Origin of the sequence: Microvirga sp. 2MCAF38 (assembly GCF_052115485.1) — a bacterium.
In the GTDB taxonomy this organism is placed as follows: domain Bacteria; phylum Pseudomonadota; class Alphaproteobacteria; order Rhizobiales; family Beijerinckiaceae; genus Microvirga.
Genome location: NZ_JBFRGU010000001.1, coordinates 116,581 through 130,393 on the forward strand (window position 1 = coordinate 116,581; position 13,813 = coordinate 130,393).

A 13,813-nucleotide genomic window follows, 5' to 3' on the forward strand; every position below is an offset into this window, starting at 1 on the left:
GTGGGGAGGAGTTGGAGGTGGGGGTGGCAGCGCGCCACATCGAATTAATGTCGCGACAGCACCCCCCACCCTAGCCCTCCCCGCAAGGGGGAGGGAATAAGCGCGAGCTATCCCTAAAACACCCCGCGCCAAAGCGCCCATACGCGACGCCACGCGGGCACCTCCACGACCGTCTGGAACGGCTCGTAATCAGGCGCTTCCATCGCTCGCAGATAGGGCTCGACCAAAGCCAGCGGCCGAAAGGCCGGTAAAGCCGCCTGCGGGATCGCCGGGCTTAAGGTTCGCACCTGCGCGAGATGGCGGCGGGCGACGGCGCGCAGATCGCCAAGCGCGTATCGCAGCCCCGGTCCGCCGCGCCCGGTGACGATGTCATCGCGCACCACGCCGTGACGGTTCAAAAGATCAATCGGGATGTAAAGCTGCTGTCGCCTCGCATGCCACGGGAAGGCGCGCAGCAAGCCGGTGACGGCATAGGCGACGCCCGCATGACCTGCCGCGTCCGCCTGACCGGGATCGGCGCCGCCAGCGAGAATGATGCTGGCGAGACGGAACAGGCTCGATGAGGTTTCGCCGCAATAGCCTTCCAGATCGTTCAGGCTCGGCATCGGATCTTCGTAGAGATCGAAAATGCGCGCATCGATGAGATTGACCAGTGCCTGGCGCGGCAGGCGGAAGGCCACGAGGGTATCGTCGAGCGCGGCCGCGACCGGGTTTGCGCGCACCTCGCCCCGCGCCTCGCCCTGCAGGGCATCGCGCCACCATTGCAGGCGCATCTCTCCGACGAGCGCCTCGCTGATGGAATCGCGAACACGTGCGATCTCGAAGCTGAACGCGTAAAGCGCGAAGAGATGTCTGCGCTTGTCGGCGGGCGCGAACAACGTCGCCCAATAGCGGTCGGGATCGCCCTCCTTGAGGAGCGCTTCGCAATGGGCGTAGGCGAAATCGAGATTGTCTGCGGCCATGGCTATACGGCAATCAACGCGGCGCCGACCTTGCGGTTCTCGCCGAGCAGGATGTTGTAGGTTCGAGCCGCGGCGCCTGTCTGCATCACATCGAGACCGATGCGGTTTTCGCGAAACCGCCAGCGCAAGGATTCCGGAATGGCCGCCACCTCGAGCCCCGTGCCGAGAAGCAGAAGCTCCAGCCCATCGGCCTCCGCGAAAACAGGAGCAAGCGTCACCTCCGTCACCTCGGCTATGGAGGTGACGGGCCAGGCCTTGATGCCGGAAGGAAGAATGAGGATCGAGCCGCGATGAGACATGTCCGCGAAGCGGAAGCCACCATTGCCGTAGGCGTCGATCTGGTAGCGTCCGGGAACGAAACCGTCAAAACGCTTACCATCGCTCATGACATCACTCCGCCGGAGCGACCTTGCCCTCCGCAATCTTCGCGCCTTCCGAACTGCGCAGGCCGAGATAGATCAGCATGGGCGAGGAAATGAAGATCGCCGAATAGGTACAGATCACGACGCCGGTCAGCATCACCTGCGCGAAGCCCTCGATGGCGCGGCCGCCGAAGATCACGAGCGCGAGCAGCGAAAGGAAAGCGGTCGTCGCGGTCATCACCGTGCGCGACATGGTGGTGTTGATGGAGAGGTTCAACAGCTCCTTCGTCGGCATGGTCTTGTAGCGGCGCAGCAATTCGCGCGTCCGGTCGAACACCACGACGGTCTCGTTCAGCGAGTAGCCGACGATGGTCAGGATCGCGGCAATCGACGTCATGTTGAATTCATGCCGCGTGATCACGAAGAAGCCGATGGTGAGCACGATGTCGTGGAGCGTACCGATGATCGCGCCGACCGCCAGCTCCCGCTCGAAGCGGAACCAGAGATAGAACAACACCGCGATGACAGCGAGAATGATGCCGATGGTGCCCGATTGCACGAGCTCGCCGGAAACACGCGGACCGACCGTCTCGACTCGTTGGAATTCATATTCCGGGCTGAACGTATCGCGCGCCTTCTGCACAACGGCGCTCTGCGCGGCCTCGCCACCCGATTGAATCGGGAAGCGCAGGGACAGGCCACCAGCATTGCCGAATTCCTGCACCTCGACCTCACCGAAGCCGAAGGTATCCGCCGTCTCGCGCACCTTGGCGACATCGGCGTGGCCGGATTTCGCCTGCAACTCCATGAGCGTACCGCCCTTGAAGTCGATGCCGAAATTAAGCCCGACCGTCAGGAACAGAACGACCGTCGCGAGCGACAGAACGGCTGAGAACGGAAACGACCAGCGCCGCAGGCGCATGAAGTCAAAGTGGGCATGTTCAGGCCAAATGCGAAGAAGACGCACCGTAGCTCTCCTCAAGGCATTTTCGGGCGAGCCGTAGAGGGCCGCCGCTCGAAATGCATCAACAACAATCTCAAAATAGTCCCGACATGGCAGCCACGCCGGGACCCCTCTTTAGAACGGCAAGGCTTTCGGACGTGCCCAATGATACCAGAGCGAAATCATCATGCGCGTCAACGTCACGGCGGTGATGACCGTGGTCAGGATACCGAGGATGAACACGACCGCGAAGCCACGCACCGGACCCGAGCCCAAGAAGAACAGAATGAGCGCGGCAATGGCCATGGTGCTATTGGAATCGATGATGGTCGCGAACGCCCGGTCGAAGCCCGCCTGGATGGCTGAGACCATGGAACGACCCGCGTGGAACTCCTCGCGGATGCGCTCGTAGATCAGAACATTGGAATCGACCGCCGTGCCGATGGTGAGCACGATACCCGCGATACCCGGCAGGGTCAGCGTCGCTTCAAGGATCGACATCAGGCCGATGATCAGGCCCACATGGACGAGAAGCGCGATGTTGGCGAAGAAACCGAAGACGCCGTAGGTCATGAACATGAAGATCACGACGAGCACGGTCGCGACATAGGTCGCCATCTTGCCTGCATGGATCGAATCCTGACCGAGGCCCGGACCGACGGTGCGTTCCTCGACAACCGTGAGCTTCGCCGGCAATGCACCGGCGCGCAGGAGCACAGCGAGATCGGTCGCGGACTGCACCGTGTAGCGGCCCGAAATCTGTCCGGCGCCGCCGGTGATCGGCGTTTGAATCGTAGGCGCGGAGATCACTTCGTTATCGAGGACGATAGCGAGCGCACGACCGACATTCTCGGTGGTGGCCTGCCCGAAGCGCTGCGCGCCACGAATATTGAAGCGGAAATTGACGATGGGTTCGTTGGTGCGGGAGTCGAAGGCAGGCTGCGCATCGACAAGATCGCCGCCTTCCACAATCACGCGGCGCTCGACAGGCACCTTCTGACCGCCCTCATCCTTGGAGGGCAGCATGTCGACATCCGTCGCGCCTGCCTGACCAAGCAGGCGGAATTCGAGCTTCGCAGTCTTGCCGAGAAGATCTTTGAGGCGTTGCGGATCCTGAAGGCCCGGCACTTGCACGAGAATGCGGTCCGAGCCCTGACGTTGGATGCTCGGCTCGGTTGTTCCACCGAAGTCGATACGGCGCCGAATAACCTCGATCGACTGATCGACGGCACGACGCACCTTATCGTTCATCCCCGCATCCGTGTAGGTGAGCGTGATGAGCCCGTCAGGCGTGTCGGTGATGGTGAGGTCGCGGGTGCCAGACTGGCCGAGGACCGTACTCCCGACAGGCTGCGACAGCTCGCGCAATTTCGGCAGAAGCTTCTCGCGGTCGGCGGCTTCCGTCACGCGGATCTGGACGCCGCGCGGGGTGATCTGAATGCCGCCCTGCGGCGAGACGCGCGTTTCGCGCAAGACGCGGCGAACATCATCGCGAAGCTGCGTCGTCTGTGTACGCAGGAGATCTTGCGTATCCACCTCGAGCAGGACGTGTGAACCGCCCTGCAGATCGAGGCCGAGCACGATGGCGCGGGACGGCACGAGCCAGGAGGGAACCCAGCTCGGCAGCGATTGCTGGAAGGCAACGCGCTGGTCATGGCTCATCATGCTCGGAACGGCGAAAAGCAGACCAATCACGATGATCGCCATCGTGGCGACAACTTTCGACGTCGAGAAACGCAGCATCGTCAGTTCAACCCTTTAGATGCAAAAGCCAAGGCGCATTACGCCTTGACCGGCTCGCTCTTGGAGCGGACTTCGGAGATCATGGAACGGGCGACCTTGACGCGAACGCCATCGGCGATCTCGACTTCCAGATCCGTGGAATCGTCCAGCACCTTGGTCACCTTGCCGATGATGCCGCCCGAGGTAACGACTGTGTCGCCGCGGCGGACATTCTTGATCATATCCTGATGCTCACGCACCTTGCGCTGCTGCGGGCGAATGATCAGAAACCACATGATCACGAAGATCAGGATGAACGGGACGAACTGCAGGATCATATCCGTGCTGCCCCCGGCAGGGGCCCCTTGGGCGAAAGCAGGAGTAATGAACAAGAGGCTCTCCATGGATAAAGGCGCGTGGCGGACCTTGTGAAGCCCACCCGCGCCGAGAAAGGATTCCGAATGGCGCGGACTATACCTATCGACTTCACGAAATCAATGAAGCCGGCCGGTTTTCCTCCACAGCTGACAACAGACCCTGTGGAGCTTGGCAGATATGCAGCCGCGGCCCTTGAATCCAGTCACGTCACGTTGAAACATGGCCGAAGTTCAAGTTTTGAGTTCGCATGATCTTTTCAGAACACGATGTTTAAGCCGGATCATGCACTTATGAGAGCCGAAATGCCGAAGCCTCCCTCCGATTCCGCCTCCGCCCTTGCCTCCCCGGACGCTCTCGATCTTCTGCGCAGGATCGCCAAAGCTCTGGAGCGCACGGCTCCTCCCGCCTTGGCGGCACCGGATTTCGCGGTCGCGGACGCCTTCGTCTGGCAGGCTCCCGCCCGCCGGCTGTCGGGTGTGCCGAAGGTCAATCGGGTCGAGATGAGCCTGTTGCGCGGGATCGATCGAGTTCGCGATACGCTCAGCGACAACACGCGCCGCTTCGCCAACGGCCTGCCGGCCAACAACGCCCTTCTCTGGGGCGCACGCGGTATGGGCAAATCCTCGCTCGTCAAGGCCGTTCATGCTGAGATCAACGCCACCCGCCCCGTCGGGACATTGCCCTTGAAGCTGATCGAGATCCACCGCGAGGATATCGAGACCCTGCCGGAACTCATGGGGGTTTTGCGGTCGGACTCGCATCGCTTCATCATCTTCTGCGACGATCTTTCCTTCGACGCGGACGACACCTCCTACAAGTCCCTCAAAGCCGTGCTCGAAGGCGGCATCGAGGGCCGGCCGGATAACGTGATCTTTTACGCCACGTCCAACCGCCGCCACCTGCTGCCGCGCGACATGATGGACAACGAGCGCTCGACAGCCATCAATCCCGGCGAGGCCATCGAGGAAAAGGTTTCGCTCTCCGACCGCTTCGGCCTCTGGCTCGGCTTCCACAAGTGCAGCCAGGACGAATATCTCGACATGGTCTACGCCTATGTGGACCATCTCGGTCTCAAAGCCGACCGCGATGCGATCCGCGCCGAAGCGCTGGAATGGGCGACAACGCGCGGCGCGCGCTCGGGGCGTACGGCGTGGCAGTTCATTCAGGAACTGGCGGGGCGATTGGGGCAGGTGATTTAGGGCGGCGCGACGTTCGTCATTCCGGGGCGTGCGGAGCACGAGCCCGGAACCCATAACCTCCGCTCTCGTAGAATAAAATGCACCCGTTCGCGCGCATTCTTCTTGCAACGTCGCGGCTATGGGTTCCGGGCTCCGCTTCGCGGCCCCGGAATGACGGAGTTCCGCCCCAACAAACAAAAAGGGACGATGGCTGAGCTCCACCGTCCCTCTTTTTGATCAGTTTTCGGGTCTCGAAGCCTGATCTATTCGAATTTACGAAATTCTTTTACGCATGATCTTTTCGGAAAACCGGTTCCCACTTTTCCGGATCATGCCCCTTAGCCACCCAGATGTGGAATCGGATCCACCGGGCTTGCGCCCTTGCGCAGTTCGAAATGGAGCTGGGGCGAGGTCACGTTGCCGGTCTGGCCGGAGGTGGCGATCACCTGACCGCGCTTCACCGCCTCGCCGCGCTTCACGCTGAGCGAACCGTTATGGGCGTAAGCCGACACGAAGCCGTTCTCGTGGCGGATGAGGACGAGGTTGCCGTAGCCCTTCACCTCGCTTCCCGCATAGGTCACGACGCCGGATTCTGCGGCCTTCACCGGGGTTCCCTCTGGGACCGCAATGTTGATGCCTTCATTGCCGCCATTGGTGCCGAAGCCCGCGATGACACGGCCGCGCGCAGGCCACCGGAAGTCGCCGGAAGTGCTTGTCGTCTGCTCGGGTTCGGTCGCCGGGGCCTTAGCCTCGGGCTGCACAATCGCCGGAGCAGCAGGCTGGGTCTGAACGATCGGCTTTTGCGCGGCCGGTTCGACACGGGCAGCAACCTGCTGCGGTGCGGTCCTGGGAAGAGTCTCAACCGGCTTGGCAGCGCTCACGAGCGGCTCTGCCGAAGCGGAGGCCACCTGCACGGGAGCAGGCTGCATAGGAGCGGAAGCTGTCATTCCAGGGCGAACGCGCTGCTTACCGGCGTCAATCGGCTGGGGTCCTGCGGCTACCTTAGCGGCATTGCCGGGCTTGGACTGATCGACGAACTGGACCTTGGTTTGCGGCGCGGCCTGCGGTGTCTGAATGGCGACCGGGCCGGCGGAAGCGACACGGGTCGGAGCGCCTCCGGCATTGTAGACCGGGATCACGACCTGCTGACCAGGGCGCACTTGCGCCGGACTGCTCAATCCGCTCGCCGCGAGAATCGCGTTTGCGGGAACGCCGTAGCGCTGGGAAATCATGTTGAGGTTGTCGTTGTTGCCAACCGTGATCCTGGTGCCGCCGTTGGCCGACCAACCGGCAGGCCCGCTCGCTGCGATCGGTGCGGGGGCAACCGAGGCTTGAGGCGCGGATAGGTTCATGGGCTGCGCACCTTGGACGGGCGGCAAAGCCTGCGACTGAATCTGAGCGGTCGGAACAGCCGAAACAGGAGCATTGTAGCTTTGCGTGGAAGCCGTGGATTGCGGCTCGGCCACTCGCTCACTCGATGCAAAGGGATTGGAGAACGGGTTTTCGGTCAGACGGATCGTATCCGAACTGCACGCTGCGGCAGCGCTTCCGATAAAACCAACCAGAACGACCCGCGACGCGGCCGTCCAAAGCCCAGACAACACAGGCTTACGCATTACAATCCCCAACGCAACGCAACTCGACGGGGCCATTAAAAGTCCATTCAGGTTAAGCAAGCGTTGATGCGCCGACTATTTTCGTAACCTTATTGGAAAAATTTTCTCAGAGCTCGATCGTGCCCCTTTGAAACACGATCGGGCTCTTGATTCCTTATTGTCGCATGATCCGGGCGAGCAACCGATGTCCACATTTTCTGATCACGCTTTAGAGCGTCGCAGCGACACCTGTCACGAGCGGTGACAGGCGCAGGTTTGCACCAAGCTCCTGCCGCAACTGGCCATCGTCGAGCCGATCGATCCGCACCAGACGCGGGAAACCTTCAATCGTCTGCGCGCCGACAAGACGTCCGCCCGGCCCAAGGAGGGAAGTCACGGTGCTCGGGATCGACAGCACCGCACCGTTCAACAGAATACGGTCGAAGCGCTCCCGCACCCGCTGCGCAAGGCCGTCACCGATCTCGATCTTCACGCGCAAGGCCAGATCGACGATTTTGAGATGCTGGACCGCACTTTCGGCAAGCGTGTTGAACCGCTCGACCGAGTGCACCTCCGCGCCAAGTTGAGCCAAGAGAGCCGCCACGTAGCCGGTGCCCGTGCCGATTTCGAGCACCCGATGGCCTTCCTGGACGCCCAGAGCCATGAGCATCATAGCAACCGTGCCCGGAGAGGTCATGGTCTGGCCGCAGGGCAACGGAAGGGCGACATCGCTGCGCGAAAGATCGGCGAAACGGCGTGGCGCGAACACGTCGCGCGGAATCAATTCCATCGCCCGCAGGATCGCCGTGTCGCGGATCCCTCGCGCGCGCAGAGACAAAATGAAGGACCCGACCTCGACGGCCTCTTCAGCCAGATGATCCTGTTCCTCCGAGAAGAAGGGCAGATCCATCTGGCCGGGAAGAGGACGCTCTCCTGTCATTCGCAACAAGACCTCAAACGAGAGTCTGCGCGTAGCGCGTGAGCGTGGGCTCGTCCGTCATGTCGAGCCGCAAGGGCGTGACGGCGATCTTGCGGTGTGCGATGGCCCATAGATCGGTGCCGTTGCCCGGCGTGAAAGGTCCACGCTCGAAGGCGATCCAGTAGTAAGGATTGCCGCGCCCGTCCTCACGCTCGTCGAGACGCAGCAATTCCTGGCTGCGCTGGCCCTGATTGACGACAGCCGTACCTTCGACCTCCCCCGGTTCGCAATTGGGGAAGTTGACGTTGACGAGAATGCCCTTGTCGATACCCGCAGAAAGGATCTTGCGGACGATCTGTGGGCCGTGGTGCTCGGCGCATTGCCACTTGATGCTGTTGTGTCCACCGGGCCCCGAGGCTTGCGAGAGCGCAATGGAAGGAACGCCGAGAATGGTGCCCTCGATGGCTCCCGCGACAGTGCCCGAATAGGTCACGTCCTCGGCGACGTTCTGGCCCCGATTGACACCGGACAGGATCAGGGCGGGCTTGTTCTCTCGCAAGATGTTGCGGATGCCCATGATCACGCAATCGGTCGGCGTGCCCTTGACCGCGAAATGGCGCGGGGAAATTTCGCGCAGGCGCAACGGATCGTTGAGCGAGAGCGAATGCGCGACGCCGCTCTGGTCCGTCTCCGGCGCAATTACCCACACATCGTCCGAGAGAGCGCGGGCTATCGTCTCCAGGACTTTCAGTCCCGGAGCGTTGATGCCGTCGTCGTTCGTGCAGAGGATGCGCATGTCCTATCCCTGTTTCTCGATGCGGGTGAGACCGCCGAGATAAGGCTGAAGCGCTGTCGGGACTGTGACGCTGCCATCCTCGTTCTGGTAGTTTTCCAGAACGGCGACGAGGGTACGGCCGACCGCAAGGCCCGAGCCGTTGAGGGTGTGGACGAAACGCGGGGCCTTGCCGTCACCGGTGCGATAGCGCGCATTCATGCGTCGCGCCTGGAAATCGGAGCAGACCGAGCAGCTCGAAATTTCGCGATACATGCCCTGCCCCGGCAGCCAGACCTCGATGTCGTAGGTCTTTGTAGAGGCGAAGCCCATGTCGCCCGTGCAGAGCGTCATGGTGCGGAACGGCAGGTCGAGCCTCTTCAGCACGTTCTCGGCGCAGGTGAGCATGCGCTCATGCTCGTCGGCAGAGGTTTCCGGCGTGGTGATCGAAACGAGCTCGCATTTCACGAACTGGTGCTGACGGATCATGCCGCGCGTATCGCGCCCGGCCGAGCCCGCCTCGGCGCGGAACGACGGCGTCAGGGCCGTGAAGCGAAGCGGAAGCTCTTCCTCCGACAGGATCTGCTCGCGCACCAGATTGGTGAGCGTGACTTCGGCGGTGGGGATGAGGCCGTAGCGCGCATCGCTCAGCATCTTCTGAAGCGTTTCGCGGGTCGCCTGTCCTTCCAGAACGGACGACACGAGGCCTTGCAGGGTCGAGCCCGGAAAGGCCCAGAACTGGTCATCCTCGAACTTCGGCAATTGCGCCGTGCCGAACATGGCCTCGTCGCGCACCAAGAGCGGCGGGCTCACTTCCGTATAGCCGTGCTCGTTGGTGTGCAGATCGATCATGAACTGGCCGAGCGCGCGCTCCAAGCGGGCAAGTCCACCCTTCAGCACCACGAAGCGCGAACCGGAGAGCTTCGCTGCGGTCTCGAAATCCATGAGGCCGAGCTCTTCGCCGATCTCAAAATGCTGCTTGGCGGCGGCAAGGTTCTTCGGATTGCCGAAGCGATGACGCTCCACATTGCCCGTCTCGTCGGGCCCGACAGGCACCTCGTCCTTCGGGGTGTTGGGGATCGCGGCCAGAACCTCTTCGAGTTCGCGTCCGGCCTCACGCTCTTCCTGCTCGAGCTGCGGCACGCTTTCTTTCAAGCGCGCCACCTCGGCCATGAGTTCCTGCGCCCTCGCCTCGTTCTTCTGAGCTTTGGCCTGGCCGATCTCCTTGGAGAGCGCGTTGCGACGCTCCTGCGCAGCTTGAAGGGCGGAAACGGCGTTCTTGCGGCGGTCGTCCAACGCGATCAGGCGCGCGGACAAAGACTCCATTCCCCGGCTCTTGAGGCCTTGATCGAAGCCTGCGGGATTTTCGCGGATGGAACGGATGTCGTGCATGGGAGCTGACCGTTAGAGCATTTGACGATGCCAAGGAAACGGTCAGCGGGTCTTGAAGCGCAAGAGCCTTCAGCCTGCCGCCGCGCGCGCAGCCTCGGCTTCCGCGCGCTTCTTCTCGACCATGCGGACAGAGAAGATAGACGCCTCGTAAAGAAGCAAGGTGGGGACCGCAAGGGCGAACTGGCTGATCACGTCGGGCGGCGTGAGCACGGCAGCGACGATGAAGACGATCACGACGGCATAGCGCCGCCTCTGCTTGAGAAAATCGGAATCGATCAACCCCGCCCGCGCCAACAGGGTCAGCACCACCGGCAGCTGGAAGCAGATGCCGAAGGCGAAAATCAGCGTCATGATCAGCGAAAGATATTCGCTGACCTTGGGCATAAAGGCGATTCCCGGCGTGTTCGCGGTCGCAAGCTGCTGCATGCCGACGGAAAAGCGCATCAGAAGCGGCATTGCCATGAAATAGACGACAGCCCCGCCAATGGCGAAAAGCACCGGCGTCGCGATCAGATAAGGCACGAAAGCCCGGCGCTCGTTCTTGTAGAGACCGGGCGCGACGAACTTGTAGATCTCATTGGCAATGACCGGGAAAGAGAGGAAGCCCGCCCCGAAAGCAGCCACCTGGATCTGCGTGAACAGATATTCCAGGCCGTGCGTATAGATCAGATGCGCGTTCTCGGCCGAGCCGACAGCCACGACATAAGGCCAAACGAGCGCGTTATAGATGTATTTCGCTCCCGTGAAGCACAGGAAAAACATGAGCACGAAAGCGATGAGCGCCCGGATCAGGCGCTTGCGCAGCTCGATCAGGTGCTCGATCAACGGCGCGCGCGACGCCTCGACCTCATCCTCAACTTCGGTCGTCATCAGGCTTTCGCATCCGGTTTAGGCTCGGGAGCAGGATTTTCCTGGAGCGCTTTCGCTTCGGCTTCCTGTCTCAAGGTAGCGGCAATCGTTTCCGCCGGATCGGGGATGGGCGGCACGGACGGGAGCTCAAGTGAAAGCAACGGATCGACCGGAGCTGGAGGCGTCGCCTCCCCGCTTGGCGCAGGCTCGGCAACGGCTTCACCTGTTACTGTCGGCGGAGTCGAGACCGGCGCCTCGACGGCACCCTTCAACTCGTCCCGGATCGTCTGGATCGGGTTGAAGCCCTTGTTCATAGAGGAGACGCTGTCGTTCATGCCCTGAAGCTCGCGCTTGACATCGTCAAGCTCGGCCTCGCGCATCGCCTCGTGAAACTGGCCCTGGAACTCAGCCGCCATACGACGGATTTTGCCGGTGACGTTGCCGACTGTGCGCAACGCCTTCGGCAGGTCTTTCGGGCCGATGACGATCAACGCCACAGCGCCGATCACCATGACTTCACCCCAGCTCATGTCCAACATGGCGCGGTCCCAGACCTACCTTCAACAATGACTCGGGCCGCGAAAGGCGGCCATACGCGGTTCAGCCGATCTTGTGATCGGATGTCGCAGTGTTCGTGTTCGAGACCGGCTGATGATCGAGGGGCCGTACCGGCTCGCTCGGCTGCGCGGGCTTCGCGGCGGTGTCTTCTTCCGCCATACCCTTCTTGAAGGCTTTGATGCCCTTCGCGACATCGCCCATCATGTCGGAGATCTTACCACGTCCGAAGAGAAGGACGACGATCAAGCCGACGATGATCCAGTGCCAAATGCTAGCGCCACCCATGGCAATCCTCCTGCGCCTGATCGGGCGCGGCTATCGAGTTTAAACGTGCGGCCAACCTAGGCATCGGTCGCGGCGAAAACAAGGACATCCTTCGGATCAATCTCAATCCCGACATCTTGTCCCACATTGATCAACACAGGATCGTGAATGCGGGCCTGCAAAGGTCGGTCCACACCCTGCACATTGATCTGCAAAAGCTCGACCTCACCCAGAAAGCGCCGAGAAACCATTCGCCCCGGAAGACAAAAGCCCGCAGGCTTCAGCCTAATACCTTGCGGACGGATGCACACGACGGCCTTTCGGCCATCCTCGATCCCCCGCGCGGGGAAAATTCCAACCGGGCTCGAAACCTGACCGCCTTCGACGATGCCTGGGACCTCGTTAAAATCGCAGAAGAACCGGGCTGCGAAGAGGTTTTCCGGGCTCCGATAGAGATTCTCTGCCGAACCCTGCTGAATAATAACGCCGGAGCGCATCAAAACGATGCGGTCGGCAATGCGCATAGCCTCTTCGGGATCGTGTGTCACCACAATGGTCGTGGCCCGGGTTTCGCGAAGAATGGCCACGGTTTCATCGCGGATCGCGTCCCGCATCCGGCGGTCGAGGTTCGAAAACGGCTCGTCCATCAGGAGAACGCCGGGGCGAGGCGCGATCGAGCGGGCAAGCGCCACCCGCTGCTGCTCGCCGCCCGAGAGCGTATGCGGATATTCGCGCGCATAATGCTCAAGCCCCACGCGTGAGAGTGCGCGACGGGCGGAGGCCTCGGCATCCTTCGCCGCAAGGCCCTTCAGGCCAAACAGCACGTTCTCCAAAATCGTCAGGTGTGGGAACAGGGCATAATCCTGAAACATCAGGCCGATGCCACGATGCTCGGGCTGGAGAAACGCAGTCGGTCCACTGACCTCCCGCTCGTCCATGAGCACACGGCCGGAGGTCGGCGCTTCGACGCCGGCGGCGATCCGTAACAGAGTCGTCTTGCCGCAACCCGAATGGCCGAGCAGGCACACCAGTTCGCCCGGCTCGATGGTCAGCGAGAGGCCGTTCACGGCATTCAGAGCGCCGTAGGTCTGAACGATATTCTCGAATGTCAGCCGCGCCGGGATGGACGCTCCGGCCGTGCCGCGCTGTCCCCAACGGGGCAGGCGGAACCGATCCCGAACCGGGGATGGGGCCGATGTCATTCCTCGGCTGCTCCCGCCTCGGAGTCTGGTTCGATCTCGATGGGCATGAACAGATCGTCCTGATCGAGGGGATCCTCATCCTCGCGCAGGGTTTCCGCGTCGGAAGGCACCGGCACGGACATGCCGGGCGGCACGCGGCCTTCCAGGAAGCCAGCACCTTTGAGTTCCTCGAGACCCGGCAAGTCATCGATGGCGTCGAGCCCGAAATGACTGAGGAAAGCAGGTGTCGTGCCGTAGGTGACAGGCCGCCCCGGAACACGCCTACGGCCGCGCAAGCGGATCCAGCCGGTTTCCAAAAGCAGATCGAGCGTTCCCTTGGACGTTGCAACGCCGCGGATTTCTTCGATTTCCGCCCGGGTCGCAGGCTGGTGATAGGCAACGATCGCAAGCGTTTCCATGGCCGCGCGCGAAAGCTTCTTCTGCTCGACCACATCGCGCGAGAGCACGAAGGAAAGGTCGCTCGCCGTGCGGAAAGCCCAAGCACCGGCGACACGGACGAGGTTGACGCCCCTTCCCGCGTAAAGATCGGCCAGTTCTTCGAGAATCCGCGACACGTCGGCACCCTCAGGCAGACGCCCAGCGAGATCTTCGACACTCAGAGGTTGGGCCGAGGCGAACAGCAAGGCTTCGGCGATGCGCATGGCTTCGCCGTGATCGGGAACGCTTCTCTGCTCCGGAGCGTCTTCCATCTCCGCGATTTCGTCATGCTCACTCATA

General features: G+C 62.0%; 15 protein-coding genes. 1 reads left to right on the forward strand and 14 read right to left on the reverse strand.

Annotated features, from left to right (window positions below):
* Positions 1 to 113 precede the first annotated feature (113 nt).
* From AB4072_RS00550 to yajC, 5 genes are all read right to left on the reverse strand, one after another.
* Positions 114 to 962, reverse strand: a complete 849-nt coding sequence (locus AB4072_RS00550; RefSeq protein WP_441964961.1) for a phytoene/squalene synthase family protein — start codon at positions 960 to 962, stop codon at positions 114 to 116.
* A gap of 2 nt (positions 963 to 964) precedes the next feature.
* A complete protein-coding gene (locus AB4072_RS00555) occupies positions 965 to 1,348 on the reverse strand; it encodes an Mth938-like domain-containing protein (protein ID WP_441964962.1) in 384 nt (127 codons plus the stop codon).
* Between the two features lie 4 nt (positions 1,349 to 1,352).
* A complete protein-coding gene (gene secF, locus AB4072_RS00560; protein WP_441964963.1) occupies positions 1,353 to 2,291 on the reverse strand; it encodes a protein translocase subunit SecF in 939 nt (312 codons plus the stop codon).
* 111 nt (positions 2,292 to 2,402) lie between these two features.
* Complete coding sequence (secD, locus tag AB4072_RS00565; protein ID WP_441964964.1) at positions 2,403 to 4,010, reverse strand: protein translocase subunit SecD; 1,608 nt, start codon at positions 4,008 to 4,010, stop codon at positions 2,403 to 2,405.
* A gap of 38 nt (positions 4,011 to 4,048) precedes the next feature.
* Entirely contained in the window at positions 4,049 to 4,381 is a 333-nt protein-coding gene (gene yajC / locus AB4072_RS00570) for a preprotein translocase subunit YajC (RefSeq protein WP_441964965.1), read from the reverse strand.
* 288 nt (positions 4,382 to 4,669) lie between these two features.
* On the opposite strand from yajC, the gene AB4072_RS00575 reads away from it, so the two are divergent.
* On the forward strand, positions 4,670 to 5,566 hold the full coding sequence (locus AB4072_RS00575; protein ID WP_441964966.1) for an ATP-binding protein: 897 nt from the start codon (positions 4,670 to 4,672) through the stop codon (positions 5,564 to 5,566).
* 317 nt (positions 5,567 to 5,883) lie between these two features.
* Here the strand turns inward: AB4072_RS00575 and AB4072_RS00580 are convergent, their stop codons facing one another.
* From AB4072_RS00580 to scpB, 9 genes are all read right to left on the reverse strand, one after another.
* Positions 5,884 to 7,161, reverse strand: a complete 1,278-nt coding sequence (locus AB4072_RS00580) for a peptidoglycan DD-metalloendopeptidase family protein (protein ID WP_441964967.1) — start codon at positions 7,159 to 7,161, stop codon at positions 5,884 to 5,886.
* Positions 7,162 to 7,369: 208 nt separating this feature from the next.
* Positions 7,370 to 8,080, reverse strand: a complete 711-nt coding sequence (locus AB4072_RS00585; RefSeq protein ID WP_441964968.1) for a protein-L-isoaspartate O-methyltransferase family protein — start codon at positions 8,078 to 8,080, stop codon at positions 7,370 to 7,372.
* Between the two features lie 13 nt (positions 8,081 to 8,093).
* Complete coding sequence (gene surE / locus AB4072_RS00590; RefSeq protein ID WP_441964969.1) at positions 8,094 to 8,855, reverse strand: 5'/3'-nucleotidase SurE; 762 nt, start codon at positions 8,853 to 8,855, stop codon at positions 8,094 to 8,096.
* Positions 8,856 to 8,858: 3 nt separating this feature from the next.
* Positions 8,859 to 10,223: a serine--tRNA ligase gene (gene serS / locus AB4072_RS00595; protein WP_441964970.1), complete on the reverse strand. Its 1,365-nt coding sequence runs from the start codon at positions 10,221 to 10,223 to the stop codon at positions 8,859 to 8,861.
* Between the two features lie 69 nt (positions 10,224 to 10,292).
* Positions 10,293 to 11,093 (reverse strand): twin-arginine translocase subunit TatC, encoded by an 801-nt coding sequence (gene tatC / locus AB4072_RS00600; RefSeq protein ID WP_441964971.1) that lies wholly within the window; start codon positions 11,091 to 11,093, stop codon positions 10,293 to 10,295.
* Positions 11,093 to 11,611, reverse strand: coding sequence for a Sec-independent protein translocase protein TatB (tatB, locus tag AB4072_RS00605; RefSeq protein WP_441964972.1), 519 nt, complete (start codon positions 11,609 to 11,611; stop codon positions 11,093 to 11,095). Before tatB ends, tatC begins: the two co-directional genes overlap by 1 nt.
* Positions 11,612 to 11,672: 61 nt before the next feature.
* Positions 11,673 to 11,915, reverse strand: a complete 243-nt coding sequence (locus tag AB4072_RS00610; protein ID WP_441964973.1) for a twin-arginine translocase TatA/TatE family subunit — start codon at positions 11,913 to 11,915, stop codon at positions 11,673 to 11,675.
* A gap of 56 nt (positions 11,916 to 11,971) precedes the next feature.
* Positions 11,972 to 13,096 carry an ABC transporter ATP-binding protein gene (locus tag AB4072_RS00615; protein WP_441964974.1) on the reverse strand — a complete coding sequence of 375 codons (1,125 nt, stop codon included), beginning with the start codon at positions 13,094 to 13,096 and terminating at the stop codon, positions 11,972 to 11,974.
* Positions 13,093 to 13,812: an SMC-Scp complex subunit ScpB gene (scpB, locus tag AB4072_RS00620; protein ID WP_441964975.1), complete on the reverse strand. Its 720-nt coding sequence runs from the start codon at positions 13,810 to 13,812 to the stop codon at positions 13,093 to 13,095. The genes AB4072_RS00615 and scpB overlap by 4 nt, the downstream gene beginning before the upstream one ends.
* Between the last annotated feature and the right edge of the window lies 1 nt (position 13,813).